The organism is Croceicoccus sp. YJ47 (genome assembly GCF_016745095.1).
Taxonomy (GTDB): Bacteria; Pseudomonadota; Alphaproteobacteria; order Sphingomonadales; family Sphingomonadaceae; genus Croceicoccus.
On record NZ_CP067087.1, the window covers coordinates 2,620,056 to 2,637,989 of the forward strand.

19 protein-coding genes, 1 pseudogene and 2 riboswitches are annotated in these 17,934 nt (G+C 65.6%); of the genes and pseudogenes, 15 read left to right on the forward strand and 5 right to left on the reverse strand.

Annotation, left to right across the window (positions count from 1 at the left end; translation table 11 throughout):
* Window positions 1-16: 16 nt before the first annotated feature.
* Window positions 17-1,141, forward strand: coding sequence for a dihydropteroate synthase (folP, locus tag JD971_RS12760; RefSeq protein WP_202083937.1), 1,125 nt, complete (start codon window positions 17-19; stop codon window positions 1,139-1,141).
* On the forward strand, window positions 1,138-1,671 hold the full coding sequence (locus tag JD971_RS12765; protein ID WP_202083939.1) for a DUF1643 domain-containing protein: 534 nt from the start codon (window positions 1,138-1,140) through the stop codon (window positions 1,669-1,671). Before folP ends, JD971_RS12765 begins: the two co-directional genes overlap by 4 nt.
* A gap of 7 nt (window positions 1,672-1,678) precedes the next feature.
* Here the strand turns inward: JD971_RS12765 and JD971_RS12770 are convergent, their stop codons facing one another.
* Window positions 1,679-3,091 (reverse strand): sigma-54 dependent transcriptional regulator, encoded by a 1,413-nt coding sequence (locus JD971_RS12770; protein WP_202083941.1) that lies wholly within the window; start codon window positions 3,089-3,091, stop codon window positions 1,679-1,681.
* Between the two features lie 366 nt (window positions 3,092-3,457).
* Here JD971_RS12770 and JD971_RS12775 point away from each other — a divergent pair, with 366 nt between their 5' ends.
* From JD971_RS12775 to JD971_RS12830, 12 genes and pseudogenes are all read left to right on the forward strand, one after another.
* The gene (locus JD971_RS12775) at window positions 3,458-3,580 is read left to right on the forward strand and encodes an aa3-type cytochrome c oxidase subunit IV (protein ID WP_202083944.1); all 123 of its coding nucleotides are present in this window, start codon (window positions 3,458-3,460) and stop codon (window positions 3,578-3,580) included.
* Between the two features lie 43 nt (window positions 3,581-3,623).
* Window positions 3,624-4,748 carry an NAD(P) transhydrogenase subunit alpha gene (locus JD971_RS12780; protein WP_202083946.1) on the forward strand — a complete coding sequence of 375 codons (1,125 nt, stop codon included), beginning with the start codon at window positions 3,624-3,626 and terminating at the stop codon, window positions 4,746-4,748.
* Window positions 4,749-4,857: 109 nt separating this feature from the next.
* Window positions 4,858-5,169: pseudogene (locus JD971_RS12785) on the forward strand (NAD(P) transhydrogenase subunit alpha).
* A 1-nt stretch (window position 5,170) separates the two neighbouring features.
* Window positions 5,171-6,634, forward strand: coding sequence for an NAD(P)(+) transhydrogenase (Re/Si-specific) subunit beta (locus JD971_RS12790; protein WP_202083948.1), 1,464 nt, complete (start codon window positions 5,171-5,173; stop codon window positions 6,632-6,634).
* Window positions 6,635-6,755: 121 nt separating this feature from the next.
* Window positions 6,756-7,451 (forward strand): aspartate/glutamate racemase family protein, encoded by a 696-nt coding sequence (locus JD971_RS12795; RefSeq protein ID WP_202087660.1) that lies wholly within the window; start codon window positions 6,756-6,758, stop codon window positions 7,449-7,451.
* Window positions 7,452-7,524: 73 nt separating this feature from the next.
* Window positions 7,525-8,727, forward strand: coding sequence for a deoxyguanosinetriphosphate triphosphohydrolase (locus JD971_RS12800; RefSeq protein ID WP_202083950.1), 1,203 nt, complete (start codon window positions 7,525-7,527; stop codon window positions 8,725-8,727).
* Window positions 8,720-9,394, forward strand: coding sequence for an NAD(P)H-binding protein (locus tag JD971_RS12805; RefSeq protein WP_202083952.1), 675 nt, complete (start codon window positions 8,720-8,722; stop codon window positions 9,392-9,394). The genes JD971_RS12800 and JD971_RS12805 overlap by 8 nt, the downstream gene beginning before the upstream one ends.
* Before the next feature lie 37 nt (window positions 9,395-9,431).
* A riboswitch (glycine riboswitch) is annotated at window positions 9,432-9,545 on the forward strand.
* A riboswitch (glycine riboswitch) is annotated at window positions 9,546-9,651 on the forward strand. It begins immediately after the preceding riboswitch.
* A gap of 47 nt (window positions 9,652-9,698) precedes the next feature.
* Window positions 9,699-10,835: a glycine cleavage system aminomethyltransferase GcvT gene (gcvT, locus tag JD971_RS12810; RefSeq protein WP_202083954.1), complete on the forward strand. Its 1,137-nt coding sequence runs from the start codon at window positions 9,699-9,701 to the stop codon at window positions 10,833-10,835.
* Between the two features lies 1 nt (window position 10,836).
* Window positions 10,837-11,208, forward strand: a complete 372-nt coding sequence (gene gcvH / locus JD971_RS12815) for a glycine cleavage system protein GcvH (protein ID WP_202083956.1) — start codon at window positions 10,837-10,839, stop codon at window positions 11,206-11,208.
* Window positions 11,209-11,237: 29 nt separating this feature from the next.
* Entirely contained in the window at window positions 11,238-12,608 is a 1,371-nt protein-coding gene (gene gcvPA, locus JD971_RS12820; RefSeq protein ID WP_202083957.1) for an aminomethyl-transferring glycine dehydrogenase subunit GcvPA, read from the forward strand.
* The gene (gene gcvPB / locus JD971_RS12825; protein ID WP_202083958.1) at window positions 12,605-14,203 is read left to right on the forward strand and encodes an aminomethyl-transferring glycine dehydrogenase subunit GcvPB; all 1,599 of its coding nucleotides are present in this window, start codon (window positions 12,605-12,607) and stop codon (window positions 14,201-14,203) included. Before gcvPA ends, gcvPB begins: the two co-directional genes overlap by 4 nt.
* A complete protein-coding gene (locus JD971_RS12830) occupies window positions 14,200-14,850 on the forward strand; it encodes a DUF938 domain-containing protein (RefSeq protein WP_236672085.1) in 651 nt (216 codons plus the stop codon). The genes gcvPB and JD971_RS12830 overlap by 4 nt, the downstream gene beginning before the upstream one ends.
* Before the next feature lie 74 nt (window positions 14,851-14,924).
* On the opposite strand, the gene JD971_RS12835 is transcribed toward JD971_RS12830, so the two are convergent.
* The 3 genes from JD971_RS12835 to JD971_RS16640 all read right to left on the reverse strand — a co-directional run bounded on the left by JD971_RS12835 (window position 14,925) and on the right by JD971_RS16640 (window position 15,995).
* Window positions 14,925-15,053: an entericidin A/B family lipoprotein gene (locus JD971_RS12835; RefSeq protein WP_202083959.1), complete on the reverse strand. Its 129-nt coding sequence runs from the start codon at window positions 15,051-15,053 to the stop codon at window positions 14,925-14,927.
* Between the two features lie 67 nt (window positions 15,054-15,120).
* A complete protein-coding gene (locus JD971_RS12840) occupies window positions 15,121-15,765 on the reverse strand; it encodes a DMT family transporter (protein ID WP_236672086.1) in 645 nt (214 codons plus the stop codon).
* A gap of 14 nt (window positions 15,766-15,779) precedes the next feature.
* Window positions 15,780-15,995 (reverse strand): hypothetical protein, encoded by a 216-nt coding sequence (locus tag JD971_RS16640; RefSeq protein WP_236672087.1) that lies wholly within the window; start codon window positions 15,993-15,995, stop codon window positions 15,780-15,782.
* A 165-nt stretch (window positions 15,996-16,160) separates the two neighbouring features.
* Between JD971_RS16640 and JD971_RS12845 the strand changes: the two genes are divergently transcribed.
* A complete protein-coding gene (locus JD971_RS12845; protein WP_236672088.1) occupies window positions 16,161-16,382 on the forward strand; it encodes a hypothetical protein in 222 nt (73 codons plus the stop codon).
* 17 nt (window positions 16,383-16,399) lie between these two features.
* On the opposite strand, the gene JD971_RS12850 is transcribed toward JD971_RS12845, so the two are convergent.
* Window positions 16,400-17,905, reverse strand: a complete 1,506-nt coding sequence (locus JD971_RS12850) for a CpaF family protein (protein ID WP_202083960.1) — start codon at window positions 17,903-17,905, stop codon at window positions 16,400-16,402.
* Window positions 17,906-17,934: the final 29 nt, after the last annotated feature.

The window sequence follows — 17,934 nt, forward strand, 5'->3', positions numbered from 1 at the left end:
TCGCTACATGCGGGCGATGGAAAAGCTTTATCTTAGCCCGATCAGCTTCGTCGACGCGCCGCAGGCGGTTGGCGGGGACGCGGTGCGGCTTGCCGGATCCATGGTCTATGCCCGCGAATTCGCGCTGATCCGCCGCGGGGCGGACGGCGCCATCGCGGCGCGCGAAACCGTCACCGCGCCCGATATGGCGGCGGCCATCGCGCGCCTGCCGGACGATTTGGGTGCAGAGGCGGAGCGGCAATGGGCGAACCTGCGCATGGCCCATCCGGCGCTTGCCCTCGCAACGCCGGGCGGGGCGCGGACGATCCGCCTCGACCAGCCGCAGGTGATGGGCATCCTCAACATCACGCCCGACAGCTTTTCGGACGGGGGGCGCCTTGCTGCGGGTACCGATGCGGCGGTGGACCACGGTGCCGCCATGCTGGAGGCGGGGGCCGCGATCATCGATGTCGGCGGCGAATCGACCCGCCCGAACGCGGACCCGGTGCACGAGGGCGAGGAACTGCGCCGCGTGATCCCGGTGATCGAACGGCTGGCGCGCGGGGGGGCGGCGGTATCGGTCGACACGCGCAACGGCACGGTCATGGCCGAGGCGATCGCGGCTAGGGCCGGCATCATCAACGACGTGTCCGCACTTCGCCACGATCCGCGCGCGATGGACATCGTGGCGCAGGCGCAGGTGCCCGTCGTCGCGATGCACGCGCCCGGAAAGGGCGGCGACCTGCATGGCGATGCCGTCTATGGCGATGTGGTTCTGGACGTGTTCGACTGGCTGGCCGCGCGGCGCGATGCGATGATTGCGGCGGGGATCGCCCGCGCGAATATCGTGCTCGACCCCGGTATCGGGTTTGGCAAGACGCTGTCCGAAAACCTCGCACTCATCAATGCGTTGCCGCTGTTCCATGCGCTGGGACATCCGCTTTTGCTGGGCGCCAGTCGCAAGCGGTTCATCGGCGCGCTGGCGAAGGAGGTGCCCGCGCCGCAACGCATGCCGGGCTCGCTTGCCATCGCGTTGAAGGGGATGGATGCGGGCATGGCGCTCCTGCGCGTGCATGACGCCGCCGAAACGGTGCAGGCGATGCGGGTGTGGCGCGGCCTGCGCGATGCGGCGCTCACCGATTTTGCCCGTCTCGCGGAATGAACCTGGGCCGAATTGCGCGCATCCGCCACTGGGCCGGCGACGCGATGCTCGATTTCCGGCATGATTCGCAGAGCGGGCATGGCGCGGTATTCAGCCGATGTGGCCGCTATCGCTATCTCCTGTGGCGCGATGCGCCATTTTACGCGATTGCGATGCTGAACCCGTCGAAGGCCGACCACCTCAGCAACGATCCGACCATCGCGCGCTGTCACAACCGGGCGCGCGATGCGGGCGCGGCGTTGTTGGTGTGGAACCTGTTCGCGCTGCGCGAGACCGATCCGGCAAAGCTGAAACGGCGGCGCGGGCCGGTGGGGCGTCATAACGACGATGCTGCCCGGCTTGCGCTATCGCTTGCGGATCGGACCGTGGCGGCGTGGGGCGTGCACGGCGCCCATCGCGGGCGCGGGGACGCCGTGCTCGCGCTCTGCCGGGAGGAGGGCGGGGCGCTGCATCATTTCGGCCTCACGAAACACGGCCACCCGCGCCACCCGCTCTACCTTCCGCGCGATGTGGCGATGCGCGAATGGTAGGGCGCCGTCACGTCGCGCTGTCGATGCCGAGTTCGGCAAGCTTGCGATAGAGCGTCGAGCGCCCGATACCGAGCCGCCGCGCGACCTCGCTCATCCGGCCGCGATAATGGCCGATGGCAAGCCGGATCACGTCCGATTCGATATCCTGAAGCGAGCGAATGTGGCCATCGCTTCCGAAGAGGGTGATGCCCGCGGCCTGCGGCGCGGCACTGGGCGTATGGTCGCCGACGATGTCGAGCAATTGCGGAAAATCGCCGGGCGAGAGCGTCTCCACATCACAGAATACCACCGCGCGGAACAATACGGCCTGCAGCTGTCGAAGGTTGCCGGGCCAGTCATATCCCTCGAGCAGGGCCAGCGCCTCGTCCGAAATGCTGAGCTTGCGCAGGCCGGGCTGCTCCCCGATGAGCGTGAGGAAATGGCGGCACAGCGGCGGAATATCCCCGGACCGCTCGCGCAATGGCGGCAGGCTGACCTCGTTCGGGGCAAGCAGGTCGCACAGGCGGTCATCGAGGATACGCGTGTCGCGCATGTGCGGCGCGGGATGGCTGGCGGCGGCGAGAATGCGCACGTCGACGCGAAAGCCATGCGCCGCGCCGACCGGCTTCACGTCGCCGCGCTCCATCGTGGTGGCGAGCCGCGCCTGAAGCGTGGGGTGCAACCGTTCGATGTCGTCGATGAACAAGGTCGCGCCATCCGCCTTTTCCAGAAGGCCGACATGGCGTTCGAAAGCGCCGGCAAATGCCCCTTTTTCATGGCCGTAGAGCGCCGATTCCATATGGCTGGGCGCCACGCCGGCGAGATGCACGGCGTGGATCGCCTGCTTGCTGCGCGGGCTGGCGGAATGGATCGCGCGGGCGAGCAGTTCCTTGCCTGTTCCCGCCTCTCCCGACACGAGCACCGGGGCGTGGCCGCGCGCCAGCTTGGCCGCGCGGGCGAGCGCGGCGCGCAATTCGGGCGCGGAGCCGATCATCATGTCGAAGCCGAGATCGCGCCCGATCTTCTCCGCCAGCGGGGCAAGCTCGTCCTTTTGCCGGCGCCCCTGAAGGCTGCTTTCCAGGGCGTAGAGCAGCCGTTCCGAACCGACCGGTTTCACGAGGTAATCGACGGCACCGGCGCGCATCGCCTGCACCGCGAGCAGCGATGAAGACGCCTCGGTCAAAAGCAGGACGGGGAGGTCGGGGAGCAGGCTGCGGACGTCGCCGATCAGCTGCGACGTTTCCTCACCCGCGACGCGATCGTCGACGAGAAGCGCATTGGGCGGCACGATATCGTCCTGCGACAGCCAGGCGAGTGCCGCGGTCGCACTCGCGATGCGGGTCGTGCGCCATCCCGCGCGCGCCGCCATCGCACTGATCTGCCGCGTCCGATCGGCATTGTCATCGACCAGCATGAGATGCCGGTTCTGCTCATCCGCCATACATACCCCGGAACGTTACGACCCACCCCACATCGACGACCTCCTGCATACGCGAAACCTGACGCCAGATCGGCGAATCCCTTCGTTTTTCGTTCCGGCGCGAATGCACGGGTCGAAGGCCGGACGGATATGCCATGCCGCCACCTGCACTCTATTACCATACCAAAGCGTTATGATTTTCATAAGTGCGGCAAAGGTTTTTCGAATTTCGCGCAATAATAATGCCCGGCCCAGGGCGCGGCCACGGCTTGTGCGGTGCGCACAGCCGCGATACAGGCAGGCAATGGGGGAACAAGTGCCGGCGTGCCTGGACGATGGACCTCTGCGAAAGAGCAGCTTACGATACAGGAAACGGGTTTTACGAAAATGGCGAAGCGTAACGATATCAATGCGGCCAAGGAAACATACGAAGGTTTCATCGGCTATGCGAAATGGGGCGCGATTGCAGTCGCCGTTCTTGCCGCTATCGTGGTGTGGATCATAGCCTGACCGGAGTATAATCCGGCATTTCAAGGGGGAGGGGCTGCCGGACATGACGACCATCGCGATATTGAGGGAACGGGCCGCGGGCGAAACCCGCGTCGCCGCCACGCCGGAAACGGTCGGCAAGCTTGCCAAGCTGGGCGCGACGGTGCGGGTCGAGGCCGGCGCCGGGCAATCGGCGTCGATCAGGGATGCGGATTTCGCCGATGCGGGCGCGGCGGTCGGCGACCTTTCGGGGACGGTGAACGGCGCCGATATCGTGCTGGGCGTGGCGGCGCCGGAGCCGGCCCTGCTCGACGGCGCGAAACCGGGGGCGATAGTCGCCGCGATCTGCGATCCGTTCGGCCGCCGCGACAATGTCGATGCGCTGGCGCAGGCGGGATACGAGGTGCTCGCCATGGAATTCATGCCGCGCATCACCCGCGCGCAATCCATGGACGTCCTCTCCAGCCAGTCGAACCTCGCCGGGTACAAGGCGGTGCTGGCCTGCGCCGATAATTTCGGACGTGCCTTTCCCATGATGATGACGGCGGCGGGCACGATTCCCGCCGCGCGCGCCTTCGTCATGGGGGTCGGCGTCGCCGGATTGCAGGCGATCGCCACGGCAAAGCGTCTGGGCGCTCAGGTTTCGGCGACCGATGTGCGCTCCGCCACGCGCGAACAGATCGAATCGCTCGGTGCGAAGCCGATCTTCGTCGACAAGGTCGAAGGGATCGAGGGCGAGGGCAGCGGCGGCTACGCAACCGAGATGAGCGACGAGTACAAGGCCGCGCAGGCCGATCTCGTCTCCTCCCACATTGCCCGGCAGGACATCGTGATCACTACCGCGCTGATCCCCGGGCGGGCGGCGCCGCGCCTCATCACCGACGAACAGATCGCCACGATGAAGAACGGGAGTGTCATCTTCGACCTCGCCGTGGCGCAGGGCGGCAATGTCGAGGGATCGGTCCCCGACACCACCGTCGAACGCCACGGCGTGAAGATCATCGGCTATGCCAACACGCCCGCACATCTTCCCGCCGATGCGTCGGCCTTGCTGGCGCGCAATTTCTACAATTTCCTGTCCGCATTCTGGGACGAGGAGAAGGGCGCGCCGGTCCTCGACGAGGAGATCGGCGACGCCATCCGCCTGACGCACAGCGGCAAGGTCGTTCACGACCGCCTGTCAAGCTGAGCCACAAAAAGGGGGAGTGCCATGGGATTGTTCGATGCAACACCCGCCGATCCGGGCTCCCTGACCAGGCCGCTTGCCGAAAAACCGGATTGTTGAGGAGAGGACACCTATGGATTTCATCGCGATCCTGTCGATTTTCGTGCTGGCGTGTTTCGTCGGCTATTATGTCGTGTGGTCGGTGACGCCTGCACTGCACACGCCGTTGATGGCGGTGACCAACGCGATTTCCTCGGTCATTATCGTCGGCGCGCTGATCGCATCGGCCTAGGCCGGATCGGTCGCGTCCAAATGGCTCGGCCTCGCCGCCGTCGTCATGGCGAGCATCAATATCTTCGGCGGCTTTGCCGTGACCGAACGCATGCTGGCCATGTATAAAAAGAAGGAACGGCCCAAGCCCGTCACCAAGGGGGAGGACCGTTAGGATGGATATTGCAAACGCATTGGCCATCGCCGCCGATCCCACGCTCGCCCAGGCCACGCATGCGGTAAATCCGTGGGTCGCGCTCGCCTATCTCGCCGCCGGGATCTGTTTCATCTTTGCGCTGCGCGGCCTGTCCTCGCCCGCGACATCGCGCAAGGGCAATCGCTACGGCATGGCGGGCATGTTGATCGCGGTGGTCACGACGCTGGTGACGCACGACATCGCAAGCCTGCTCGAAATCGTGATCGCCATTGCCATTGGTGGCGGCATCGGGTTCGTCATTGCGCGCAAAATCGCAATGACCGACATGCCGCAACTCGTCGCCGCTTTCCACAGCCTCGTCGGCATGGCCGCGGTCCTGGTCGGCTGGGCGGCCTATCTCAACCCCGGGGCGTTCGACATTCTGATCGACGGCGTCATCAACCCGGTCAGCCGGATGGAAATGGGGCTGGGCATCGCGATCGGGGCCATCACCTTTTCAGGTTCGGTCATCGCCTTCCTGAAACTTGCGGGCAAGATGAGCGGCGCGCCGATCATGCTGCCCGGGCGGCACGTGATCAACCTTGGCACGCTGGCCGCGATCCTCGCGCTCACCGTGTATTTCACGGCGGATCAGTCGATCTGGGTCATCGCGGTCATCACCGTGCTGGCGTTCGTCATCGGCTTCCTGCTCATCATCCCGATCGGCGGGGCGGACATGCCGGTCGTCGTGTCGATGCTCAACAGCTACTCCGGCTGGGCCGCGGCGGCGATGGGCTTTACCCTGCACAACACGGCGATGATCATCACCGGCGCGCTGGTCGGTGCATCGGGGGCGATCCTGTCCTACATCATGTGCCGGGCGATGAACCGCAGCTTCGTGTCCGTGATCGCGGGCGGTTTCGGCGCCGATGGCGGCGGCGATGCGGGTGATGGCGCGGCCAAGGTCGACCGCCCGTGGAAACGCGGCAGCGCCGAGGACGCGGCCTTTCTCATGAAGGAAGCCGGCCAGGTCATCATCATCCCCGGTTACGGCATGGCCGTCGCGCAGGCGCAGCACGTCCTGCGCGAAATGGGCGATCTTCTGAAAGAGGCGGGCGTCACGGTCAAATACGCCATCCACCCGGTCGCGGGCCGGATGCCGGGCCACATGAACGTGCTGCTGGCGGAGGCGAACGTGCCCTATGACGAGGTGTTCGAGCTGGAGGACATCAACGGCGAATTCAGCCAGACCGACGTGGCCTTCGTCATCGGCGCGAATGACGTGGTGAACCCCGCCGCGCGCACGGACAAGAGCAGCCCCATCTACGGCATGCCGGTGTTCGATGTGGAGAAGGCCAAGACGATCTTCTTCATCAAGCGTTCGATGGGCGGCGTCGGCTATTCCGGCGTGGACAATGACGTGTTCTACATGGATCAGACGATGATGCTTTTGTCGGATGCGAAGAAGATGGTGGAGCAAATTAACAAGGCACTCGCCGAATAGCGCGGCATTGCGCCTTTCGCGATAAAAGGGGCGGTGCGTCGCTGGACGGGCCGCCCCTTTTGTTTCTAGGAAGGGTTGGCACCGAAACTGGATCGAATTGCAAAAAGCGAGGACGCGAGTGTTGCGCAAACTTGGCCTGATCGGCGGGATGAGCTGGGTCTCCACCCGCGCCTATTACGAAGACATCAACCGCATCGTGCAGCGGCAGGCCGGCCCGGAAAGCAGCGCGCCCATGCTGATCGAAAGCCTGAATTTCCGCCCGCTCTATCGCATCGGCGAAAAAGCGGAATGGGACAGGGCGGCCGACGTGCTGATCGAATCGGCACGGCGGCTGGAATCGGCGGGGGCCGAAGGGCTCGTCATCGCGGCCAATTCGATGCACCATGTCTATGACAAGGTGGCCGCGGCGGTGTCGATCCCCATCATCCACATCGCCGATTGCGTCGCGAAGGCCATGCAGGAAAAGGGCGTCGACCGTGCCGCCCTGCTGGGATCGCGCAATGTCATGATGCAGGATTTCTACCGCGAACGGCTCGTCGCGCAGGGGATCGAGATCCTCCCCCCGGACGAGGAGATTGCCGACCGGCTGGATGCCATCATCTATGACGAGCTGATGATCGGCAAGGTGACGCGATCGTCGGAGCGGGAGTTGAAGACGATCCTGACCAACCTTGGCAAGGACGGGGCCGAGGCGGTCGTGCTCGGCTGTACCGAGCTTGAGCTGATCGTGGATACGGACGCCAATGTCCTGCCGGTGTTCGACGGCGCGCATATCCATGCACGCGCGGCGGCGGAATTCATCCTCGGCGAGGGGTAGGCCGCCGCGCGCGCGCAGGTTCCCGATTTGATCCCGTTTCCGCGACACCCTCGATCTGGCATCAGGCCGGATCATGAATTCCCCGTTCCGTCCCGAACTCGCCCCGCGCGCCCGTTACGCCAGCGATCCCGACCATAGCCGGGGGCGCGAGTTCGGCCCGCCCGACAACGCGGTGCGCGGTCCCCGCGGCCCGTTTCAGCGCGACCGCGACCGGATCATCCATTCCATCGCCTTTCGCCGCCTGCGTCACAAGGCGCAGGTTTTCGTGGCACCCGACGGCGATCATTACCGCACGCGCCTCACCCACAGCCTCGAGGTGGCGCAGATCGGCCGCGTCATCGCCCGCGCGCTCGGCCTTGACGAGGATCTGACCGAGGCCTTGTGCCTGTCGCATGACATCGGCCATCCGCCCTTCGGCCATGCGGGGGAGCGCGCACTGGATCAGGCGCTCGCCGCGCATGGCGGGTTCGATCACAATGCCAATACGCTGCGCGTGCTGATGCGGCTGGAGAGTCCGTATTGCACGCATGACGGGCTGAACCTGAGCTGGGAAGTGCTGGAGGGGCTGGCGAAACACAATGGGCCGGTCGCGCCGGATGCGCCGCTGCCGTGGGCGCTGCGCGAACTCGATGCGGCGTTTCCGTTCGACCTGGCGCGCTGGCCTTCGCTCGAGGCGCAGGTCGCCGCGATTGCCGACGACATCGCCTATGACAATCACGACATCGACGATGGCCTGCGCGCCGGGTTCCTGTCGATGGACCAATTGCTGAGCCTGGATTTCATCGCGGATCAGTGGCGCGGGATCGAGGCGCGCTTTCCCCACGCGCCGCGCGATCGGTTGCAGCGCGAGCTGGTGCGCGGGCAGATCGGCTGGATGGTGAACGACGTCATCGCCGAAACGCAGGCCCGCATCGCCGACCACGCGATCGTGACGGCGGACGATGTGCGCGCGGCGGGGGCCGCCATCTGCGGCTTTTCCGAAAGCACCGCGGCGCAGGAACGCCGGCTGAAGCGGTTCATGTACGACAATCTCTATTTCCACCCGGCACAGCTGCGCACCGCCGATCTCGCCAATGATCTGCTGGCGAAGCTGTTCTCTGCCTATGACGCGCAGCCCGACCTCCTGCCCGACGACTGGCGCCGCGCGATGCCCGATGCCGAACCGGAGCGCAGCCGCCATATCGCCGATTTCCTCTCCGGCATGACCGACCTCTACGCCATTCGCCGCTATACCGAGATATTCGGGGCGCCCGCTGCGGAATTGAGCAATGTCTGATGCCGTCGTCCTCGTCGGGGCGACCGGGCTCGTCGGCGGGTCGGTCGTGCAGCAGGCGGAGGAGCGCGGCGATGACCGGATCGTGGCCCTCGCGCGGCGCGGGAATCCCGCTGTTGCCGACCCTTCGCGCAGCATCGTCGCGCCGACCGGGGCATGGCCGGCGATCATCGCGGACCTCACGCCCGCCGGCCTGATCTGCTCACTGGGCACGACATGGCGCAAGGCCGGGCGTTCGCAGGAAGGCTTTCGCAGCGTCGATCAGCATCTCGTGATCGATTGCGCGCGTGCGGCCCATGATGTGGGCGCCCGGCGCATGATCGTGGTGAGCGCGGCCGGCGCCGATGCAGGCTCGCGCAATTTCTACCTCTCGGTAAAGGGCGAGGTCGAGGATACGCTCAAGACCATCGGTTTCGCGCGGCTCGACATCCTGCGGCCCGGCCTCCTTCGCGGATCGCGCGGGGCCGACCGGCGGGTGAAGGAACGGCTCGCCATTGCCGTAGCGCCGGTTTTCGACCGGCTGCTGCGCGGGCGGATGCGGGCCATGCGGTCGATTCCGGGCGAGACGGTGGCGCGCGCGATCCTCGCCCTTTCGCGTGAGGCGGGAGAGGGCGTTTTCATCCACGACAACGATGCGATTCATGCGCGTGCCGATACGCTCGCCGATTGACTTGGGCCGCGGGGATGCGCATGGCTGCACGCCTATCGCTGACCGCGCGGGAGAGTGTCGCCGCGATTCGTTCATGCCGAACGCATCGTGTCGTCCGCCGAAGGAGCAACCGCCCCGGAAACTCTCAGGCACCAGGGACCGCGCCGGTCGATAGCGATGCTCTGGAAAGAGTCCTGCCCCACCGGGCCGGGCCACCGACGGTGTAACCTCGCGTCACGCGGGGAAGGCTCTCAGGTTTCCGTGACAGAGGGGGCGTATCGGGTCATCATGGCCCGGCGCGACCTTTTTGAACGGAACCGAACGCATGAACGACATTGTGGAAGACAGCGACGCGGTGGAGGTGATGACCCTCCCACTCGACCAATGGCACCGTGACGCGGGTGCGCGCATGGTGGAATTCGCCGGATACCACATGCCGATCCAGTATGAGGGCATCATCGCCGAACATGGCTGGACGCGCGAACATGCGGGCCTGTTCGATGTCAGCCACATGGGGCAGCTCATGGTGACGGGACCGGATGTCGCCGCCGCGCTGGAACACGTGCTTCCCGGCGATATTTCCGCGTTGAAGGACGGGCGGGTGCGTTATTCGCTCCTGCTCAATGAGGATGGCGGCATTCTCGACGATCTCATGGTGACCAACACGGGCGAGGGATATTACCTCGTCGTCAATGGCGCGACGAAATGGGACGATATTGCCTGGCTCCATGAAAACCTGCCCGAAACGGTGACGCTGACGCATCTCGACGAATCCGCCCTGCTCGCGTTGCAGGGGCCGGAGGCGGTGACCGCGCTGGCCCGGCTCGTTCCGGGCGTCGTCGATCTGTCCTTCATGCAGGCGATGGTGGCGGAGTGGAACGGGCACAGGCTCGGCATTTCGCGGTCGGGCTATACCGGCGAGGATGGCTTTGAAATCTCCGTTCCTGCCGAGGCGGCGCACGCGCTGGCGGATGCGCTGGTCGCGATGGACGAGGTGAAACCCATCGGGCTCGGCGCGCGCGATTCGCTCCGGCTGGAGGCGGGGTTGCCGCTCTACGGGCATGACATGACCGAAACCGTGGACCCGGTGACGGCCGATCTCGCCTTTGCCATATCGAAGCGGCGGCGGAGCGAGGGCGGCTTCATCGGCGCCGATGCGGTGCTGCCCCTGCTCGAACGCGGGGCCGGGGCCCGGCGCGTGGGTTTGACGATCGAGGGCCGCATGGCCGCGCGCGAAGGGGCCGGCGTCTTTGCCGGCGAGGCGCGCATCGGCACGGTGACGAGCGGCGGTTTCGCGCCCAGCGTCGGCCAGCCCATCGCCATGGCCACCATCGCCACCGGCCACGACATGCCGGGCACGCGCGTCACGATCGAGATGCGCGGCCGCCAGATCGAGGCGACCGTTGCCGAAATGCCCTTCGTCCCCCATCGCGATCATCGCAAAGCCAAGACAGGAGCCTGACATGACGACCTATTTTACCAAGGACCACGAATGGATCGCCGTCGAAGGCAACACCGGCACCGTCGGCATCACCCAATATGCGCAGGAACAGCTTGGCGACATCACCTTCGTCGAATTGCCGGGTGCGGGCGACACGGTGAAGAAGGGCGACGCGGTGTCCGTCGTCGATTCGGTGAAGGCCGCCTCCGACGTCTACACCCCGGTATCGGGCGAGGTGACGGCGAGCAATGATGCGCTGGAGGACGCGCCCGAAACGGTGAACTCGGACCCGGAAACGTCGGGCTGGCTGTTCAAGGTGACGCTCTCCGATCCGTCCGAACTCGACGGCTTGATGGATGAGAGCGCCTACAAGGATTACGTCGCCAGCCTGTAATCTGCGCTGGCCAGAGGAAAGACCCGCACATGCGTTACCTGCCGCTGACCCCCGACGACCGGACCGCCATGCTGGCGAAGATCGGCGCGGACAATATCGATGCCCTGTTCGCCGACGTGCCGGAGGGCGCGCGCCTGTCCGGCCCGATCGACGGCCTGCCGGCCCATGCCAGCGAGATGGCGGTCGAACGGCACATGCGCAGCCTCGCCGCGCAGAACCTGTCGGCGGCGGATGCGCCGTTCTTCCTCGGCGCCGGGGCGTATCGACACCATATTCCGGCCACCGTCGACCATATCATCCAGCGCGGCGAATTCCTCACCGCCTACACCCCGTATCAGCCCGAAATTGCGCAGGGCACGTTGCAGGTCCTGTTCGAGTTTCAGACGCAGGTTGCGCGCCTGTTCGGCACCGACATCGCCAATGCGTCGATGTATGACGGCTCCACCGCATGCTGGGAAGCGATCGCGATGGCCGGGCGCATCACCCGGCGCGACCATGCGGTGCTGTCGTCCGGCCTGCATCCGCATTACGTGTCGGTCGCGCGGACCATGGCGAAATATACCGGCGATACGCTGGACATTGCGACGCCCGAACTGATGGCCAAAACCGACGACGATCGCGTGATCGCGGGCATCACCGACGCGACATCCTGCGTGGTGGTGCAATATCCCGATCTGCTGGGGCGCATCCCCGACCTTTCGCGCATCGCCGACGCCGCGCATGAAAAGGGTGCGTTGCTGGTCGCCGTCGTGACGGAGCCGGTCGCACTGGGCCTGCTCGAAAGTCCGGGCGCGCTGGGCGCCGATATCGTGGTGGGTGAGGGGCAATCGCTCGGCGTGGGTTTGCAGTTCGGCGGTCCTTACCTCGGCCTGTTCGGCGCGCGGGAGAAATATGCGCGGCAGATGCCGGGACGCCTGTGCGGCGAAACCGTGGATGCGGACGGAAAGCGCGGCTTCGTGCTGACGCTGTCGACGCGCGAACAGCATATCCGGCGCGAAAAGGCGACGAGCAACATCTGCACCAATTCGGGGCTGTGCGCGCTGGCGTTCTCGATCCACATGACATTGCTCGGCGGGGTCGGGCTGGACCGGATGGCGCGCATCAACCATGCCCGCGCGGCGAAGGCGGCGGCGCGGCTGGCGCAGATTCCGGGCGTTTCGCTGGTGAACGACGCGTTCTTCAATGAGTTCACCATCCGCATCGGCTGCGACGCGCGCGAGGCGGCACTGCGCATGGCGAAGAACGGCGTGCTGGCCGGCGTGACCATGGGGCGCCTGTTCCCCGGTCAGGACGCGCTTTCGGACGGGTTGATCGTGGCCGTGACAGAAACGGTCAGCGACGAGGATATCGAGGCGCTCGCCACTGCGCTCGCCCAGGAAATTTCGGGAGACGCCGCATGAACGCCCCCAACGCATCGGGCTGGAAACCGCAAATGGGTCCGGCCTACCGCAGCGAAACCCCGACGAGCAGCGGCGACATGGCATTGAACCTCGAAGAGCCGTTGATCTTCGAGCTGGCCAATCGCGGCAATTGCGGCGTCGATTTCGATGAGGAGCCGGACGACATCAGCCCCGCACTCGCCAGTTTCGCGCGGAAATCGCCGGTCGACCTGCCCGGCCTCGCCGAGCCGGAAGCGGTGCGCCATTATACGCGCCTCTCGCGGCAGAACTATGCCATCGACCTCGGCCCGTTCCCGTTGGGATCGTGCACGATGAAGCATAATCCCCGGCTGAACGAGGCGGTTGCCCGCATGCCCGGCTTTGCCGACATCCACCCGCTACAGCCGATGGACACGGTGCAGGGCGCCTTCGCCGTGATCGAGCAGCTGGCCGAATGGCTCGTGACGCTCACCGGGATGAGTGCCGTCGCGATGAGCCCGAAGGCCGGCGCCCATGGCGAGCTGTGCGGTATTCTCGCGATCCGTGCCGCCCTGGAGGCGCGCGGCGACAAGCGTGCGGTGATCCTCGTCCCCGAAAGCGCGCATGGCACCAATCCTGCAACCGCCGCCTTTGCGGGGTACGCGGTCGAAAACATCCCCGCGACGAAGGAAGGGCGCGTCGATCTCGAAGCGTTGAAGGCGCGGCTCGGCCCCGATGTCGCGGGCGTCATGATCACCAACCCCAACACCTGCGGCCTGTTCGAGCGCGACATGAAGGCGATTTCGGACGCCGTGCATGCAGCGGGCGGGCTCGTATATTGCGACGGCGCGAATTTCAACGCCATCGTCGGGCGGGTGCGTCCCGGCGACCTCGGCGTCGATGCCATGCACATCAACCTGCACAAGACGTTCAGCACGCCCCACGGCGGCGGCGGGCCGGGGTCCGGTCCGGTCGTCCTGTCGGAGGCGCTCGCCCCCTACGCGCCGATTCCTTTCGTCCGCCGCGACGACACGGGCCGCCTGCGCATGGTGGAGGAGCGCGGGGCGAAGGACTTGCTCCCCGACAGCTTTGGCCGGATGGTCGCGTTTCACGGGCAGATGGGCATGTTCACCCGCGCGCTCGCCTACATGCTCAGCCACGGGGTCGACGGGTTGCGGCAGGTCGCGGAGGACGCGGTGCTCAACGCCAATTACGTGCTGCGCAGCCTCGACGACGTGCTCGACGCGCCGTTCGGCGGCAGTGGGCCGTGCATGCACGAGGCGCTGTTTTCCGATGCCGGGCTGGCCGAAGGGTTCACCACGCTCGACATTGCGAAGGGGCTGATCGACGAAGGGTTCCACCCGATGACGGTCTATTTCCCGCTCGTCGTGCATGGCGCCATGCTGATCGAGCCGACCGAAACCGAGAGCCGCGCCGGGCTGGACCGGTTGATCGCCAGCCTGCGCCACGTGGTCACCCGCGCAAAGGACGGGGACGAGGCGCTGAAATCCGCACCGCATTATGCTCCGCGTCGGCGGCTCGACGAAACGCAGGCCGCGCGCAAGCCGGTGCTGGTCTGGAAGGGCGATCCGGCCCCGGCGGGCGAGCCGACGCGTAGCGAGACCGGCGGACGTTGAACGACCCCGGACACGAAGGCGGCGCCGGTCCGCAACCTTTCGTGTTCGGGGGCGAAGCGCGCCGCGACGCCCCCGCGACTCATAGCAACCGCGACGCCATCGCGGCGGTGCTGCGCGACGTGCTTCCCGGGCGGGGCACAGTGCTGGAAATCGCGTCCGGGACGGGGCAGCACGCGGCATATTTCGCGTCGCTGTTCCCCGCGCTGGTCTGGCAGCCGAGCGATCGTGATGCGCAGGCGCTTTCCTCCATCGGGGTATGGGGGGAGGACAGCGGGCTTGCCAATCTTCGCGCGCCGGTCCGGCTCGATGCGAGCGCGACCGAATGGCCCGTGCAAAGCGCCGATGCGATCCTGTGCATCAACATGGTGCATATCAGTCCCTGGTCCGCGACGCAGGGTCTTTTCGCAAACGCCGCGCGGGTGTTGCGGGAGGGTGGCCCGCTCATCATCTATGGTCCGTTCCTTCGCGATGGGGTCGAAACGGCCGCGTCCAACCTGGCTTTCGATCAAAATCTCAAGGCGCGCGACCGGAGGTGGGGATTGCGGCGGGTGGACGCGCTTGACGCTCTCGCGCAGGAAAATGGCTTGCGGTCTGCGGAGCCGATCCCGATGCCGGCGAATAATCTGATGCTGATCTACCGGCGATAGAGCGCACGAAAAAGGCCCGCGGGACGGGCAGTCCTGCGGGCCTTTTCAAAACGGGCAAAAGAGCCCGCCGTGTCTCAGATGGCGCGATCTGCCGCTTCGCCGACGGATTCGATATCCTCGCCAGCACCTTCTACGGTGTTGCAGGCGGCGGCGGCGAGAGCCAGGCTGCCGACGGCAGCGGCGAGTGCAATACGACGGATCATGGGATGCTCCTTGCTGATTGTTCCGCCACCCAACGAAGCGATGGGCGCGTTGTTCCCCATAATTCGTTCAAAGTTCGCCAAATTCATTCCGCGTTTTCGACAGGCGATGTTCGCGCCATACGATGATGGCGCCCGCCGCGATGACGAGCGGCGCGCCGAACCACAGCATGACGGACGGCAGATTGTCGAAGACCAGCCACCCGTAAAGCGTGGCCCAGATCAGCATGGCGTAATCCATGACGATCACGCTCGACACCGTGCCATAGCGGAGCGAATTGGTCAGAAACAGCTGCGCCGCGGTGCCGAACCCACCGACCAGAAGAAGGAGCGCGTAATCGGTCCAGTCGGTCGGCCAGGGAAAGAACAAGGAGACGATGAAAAGCACCGGCGCGGAGAACAGCGCGAAATAGACGACGATCGCGATGCTGTCCTCCGTCCGTGACAGGTCGCGTATCTGGATCGAGATCAGCGCGACCATGAACGCCGCCGCGATGCCGACTGCCGCGCCAAGCGGGTCGATATCCGTTCCGCCGGGCCCGGCGATGATCGCAATGCCCGCAAACCCCAGCAACACGGCGGACCAGCGCCAGCGTCCGACCTTTTCATGCAGCAACAGGGCCGACAGCACCACGGCAAAGATCGGCGAGGTAAAGCCCAGCGTCGTCGAAACCGCCAGCGGCAGGAGGATCGGCGCACCAAAGGTCAGCGCCATGCCGGTCGATCCGGTTATCGCGCGGATACCGTGCGACACGAGCCTGTTGCTCCGCAGCCGGCCCATTTCCCCCTCACGAGCAGGAAACCCAGCAACACCGGCACCGACACGGCCTGCCGAAACAGCAAAATATGCGGCAGATCGACACCGCGCGCCGACACGAGCTTCACCAGCATGAGCATCGTCGCCAGCGTCGCGCCCGCGCCGAGCCGTAGCAGCAAGGCATACATCGGACGCTGCACCGGGCCATCGCGCGGCGGGATTTGCGAGCCGGGGAGGCGCGACGATGACGAAGAACCGGGGGCAGAGGGCATACAGCCCTACTGCGCCGCGCCGCCGATGCGATCAACCTTCGATTGCGCGGCCGCGCCGGTTCGGGCAGGGAGCCGCCCGTCATGCTGAATTTCTGGGATAGCGAGGCGGGAATGCTGGCCGCCGTTGCGGCAGGCGCGCTGCTGCTCGCCGCGATTGCATGGGTGGGCGATCTTCGCCGGACACGGCGGCAACGGCCCGACGATGTCGGCATCGTGCCGTGGGGGCCGTTGTTCCTCGCCGCGCTCGGCATTGCGGGGCTGTCGGGTTTCGTCGCGCTGCAATACTGGCTCGCAACCGTTTGACGCGCGGCGCACAGGCCTCAGAGGCAGGCTTGCAGATACGCCTGATCGAAGCCGAATTGCCGCGCTTTTTCTAGCGTGTAGGGGCGCAGGCCCGATGATTTGAAATCGCCGACGATCTTCCCGTCGGATCCCTCGTCGAGATATTCGAACTTGAACAATTCCTGCGTCACGATGACATCGCCTTCCATGCCGATGACCTCGGTGATGTTGGTGGTGCGGCGCGACCCGTCGCGAAGGCGCTTCACCTGTACGATAAGGTCGACGGATTCGGCGATCTGCCGGCTGATGGCTTCCTTCGGGATCTTGATGTCGCCCATCAGGATCATGTTCTCCATCCGACCGAGGCATTCGCGCGGGCTGTTGGCGTGGAGCGTGCACATCGAACCGTCGTGGCCCGTGTTCATCGCGGCGAGGAGGTCGAAACATTCCGCCCCGCGAATTTCGCCCAGGATGATACGGTCGGGACGCATGCGCAATGCGTTCTTCACAAGATCGCCGATCGTGATCGCGCCTTCGCCCTCCAGGTTGGGCGGCCGCGTTTCGAGCGGAAGCCAGTGCGGCTGTTGCAGGCGCAGCTCGGCCGCATCCTCGATCGTCAGCACGCGCTCGCCCGGATCGATCATTTTCGACAGGGCATTGAGCATCGTCGTCTTGCCCGAACCGGTGCCGCCCGAAATGACGATGTTCATCTGGCACGCGCCGGCGATTTTGAGCACGGTCGCCATCTTTTCGCTCATGCTGCCGAATTCGCGCAACATGTCGATGGTGATGGGCTTTTCCGAAAACTTGCGGATGGAAATGGCCGTCCCGCGCAGCGAAAGTGGCGGGACGATCACATTGACGCGGCTGCCATCCTTCAACCGGGCATCGGCGAGCGGCGTGGTCTGATCGACGCGGCGGCCTACCTGATTGACGATGCGCTGGGCGATCTGGAACAGGTGCTGTTCGTCGCGGAACTGTATCTTTGCGAGCTCGAGCTTGCCCTTGCGCTCGACGTAGGTCTGCTGCGGCCCGTTGACCATGATGTCGGAAATATCCGGGTCGGACAGCAATTCCTCCAGCGGGCCGAAGCCCAGCAATTCGTCGATCAGCACCTTTTCGAGCGCGAATTGCTCACGCCGGTTCAAGGTGATCTTCAATTCGGCCAGCACTTCGAGGATGATCGGCCGGAATTCCTCGGACAGTTCATCCTTGGTCAGGGTCGCTGCGGCCTCGGGATCGACGCGTTCGAGCAGGCGCGGCAATACCTGCTCCTTGATCCGGTGGACCGACACTTCGAAACCTTCGGCGGTGTAATTGCCCTCGGTGACCGAATTGGCGCGTTCGGCAAGCCGGGCGAGCGCGTCATCCTCCGGATCGACCCCGATCTCGGGAAGGGGGGGGAACGGCTCCGGTTCGGGCGGGGGCGGGAGTGGCTGCGCGCTTGGCACGGCACCGGTGCCCTTCATCGGCCGGGCCACGCCAAAGCTGGCGCGCGGGTTCGACTTGGAGGCCAATCCATCCTTTCGGCTAAAAGCACTCATAAATTCAGACCTTTGTGGCGCGCATCTTC

Excerpts from the sequence above, each read along its gene's own strand:
- folP (WP_202083937.1), top strand. The coding sequence starts at position 17 with ATGGAAAAGCTTTATCTTAGCCCGATCAGCTTCGTCGACGCGCCGCAG.
- JD971_RS12765 (WP_202083939.1), top strand. The coding sequence starts at position 1,138 with ATGAACCTGGGCCGAATTGCGCGCATCCGCCACTGGGCCGGCGACGCG.
- JD971_RS12770 (WP_202083941.1), bottom strand. The coding sequence starts at position 3,091 with ATGGCGGATGAGCAGAACCGGCATCTCATGCTGGTCGATGACAATGCC.
- JD971_RS12775 (WP_202083944.1), top strand. The coding sequence starts at position 3,458 with ATGGCGAAGCGTAACGATATCAATGCGGCCAAGGAAACATACGAAGGT.
- JD971_RS12780 (WP_202083946.1), top strand. The coding sequence starts at position 3,624 with ATGACGACCATCGCGATATTGAGGGAACGGGCCGCGGGCGAAACCCGC.
- JD971_RS12790 (WP_202083948.1), top strand. The coding sequence starts at position 5,171 with ATGGATATTGCAAACGCATTGGCCATCGCCGCCGATCCCACGCTCGCC.
- JD971_RS12800 (WP_202083950.1), top strand. The coding sequence starts at position 7,525 with ATGAATTCCCCGTTCCGTCCCGAACTCGCCCCGCGCGCCCGTTACGCC.
- JD971_RS12805 (WP_202083952.1), top strand. The coding sequence starts at position 8,720 with ATGTCTGATGCCGTCGTCCTCGTCGGGGCGACCGGGCTCGTCGGCGGG.
- gcvT (WP_202083954.1), top strand. The coding sequence starts at position 9,699 with ATGAACGACATTGTGGAAGACAGCGACGCGGTGGAGGTGATGACCCTC.
- gcvH (WP_202083956.1), top strand. The coding sequence starts at position 10,837 with ATGACGACCTATTTTACCAAGGACCACGAATGGATCGCCGTCGAAGGC.
- gcvPA (WP_202083957.1), top strand. The coding sequence starts at position 11,238 with ATGCGTTACCTGCCGCTGACCCCCGACGACCGGACCGCCATGCTGGCG.
- gcvPB (WP_202083958.1), top strand. The coding sequence starts at position 12,605 with ATGAACGCCCCCAACGCATCGGGCTGGAAACCGCAAATGGGTCCGGCC.
- JD971_RS12835 (WP_202083959.1), bottom strand. The coding sequence starts at position 15,053 with ATGATCCGTCGTATTGCACTCGCCGCTGCCGTCGGCAGCCTGGCTCTC.
- JD971_RS12840 (WP_236672086.1), bottom strand. The coding sequence starts at position 15,765 with ATGGCGCTGACCTTTGGTGCGCCGATCCTCCTGCCGCTGGCGGTTTCG.
- JD971_RS16640 (WP_236672087.1), bottom strand. The coding sequence starts at position 15,995 with ATGTATGCCTTGCTGCTACGGCTCGGCGCGGGCGCGACGCTGGCGACG.
- JD971_RS12845 (WP_236672088.1), top strand. The coding sequence starts at position 16,161 with ATGCTGAATTTCTGGGATAGCGAGGCGGGAATGCTGGCCGCCGTTGCG.
- JD971_RS12850 (WP_202083960.1), bottom strand. The coding sequence starts at position 17,905 with ATGAGTGCTTTTAGCCGAAAGGATGGATTGGCCTCCAAGTCGAACCCG.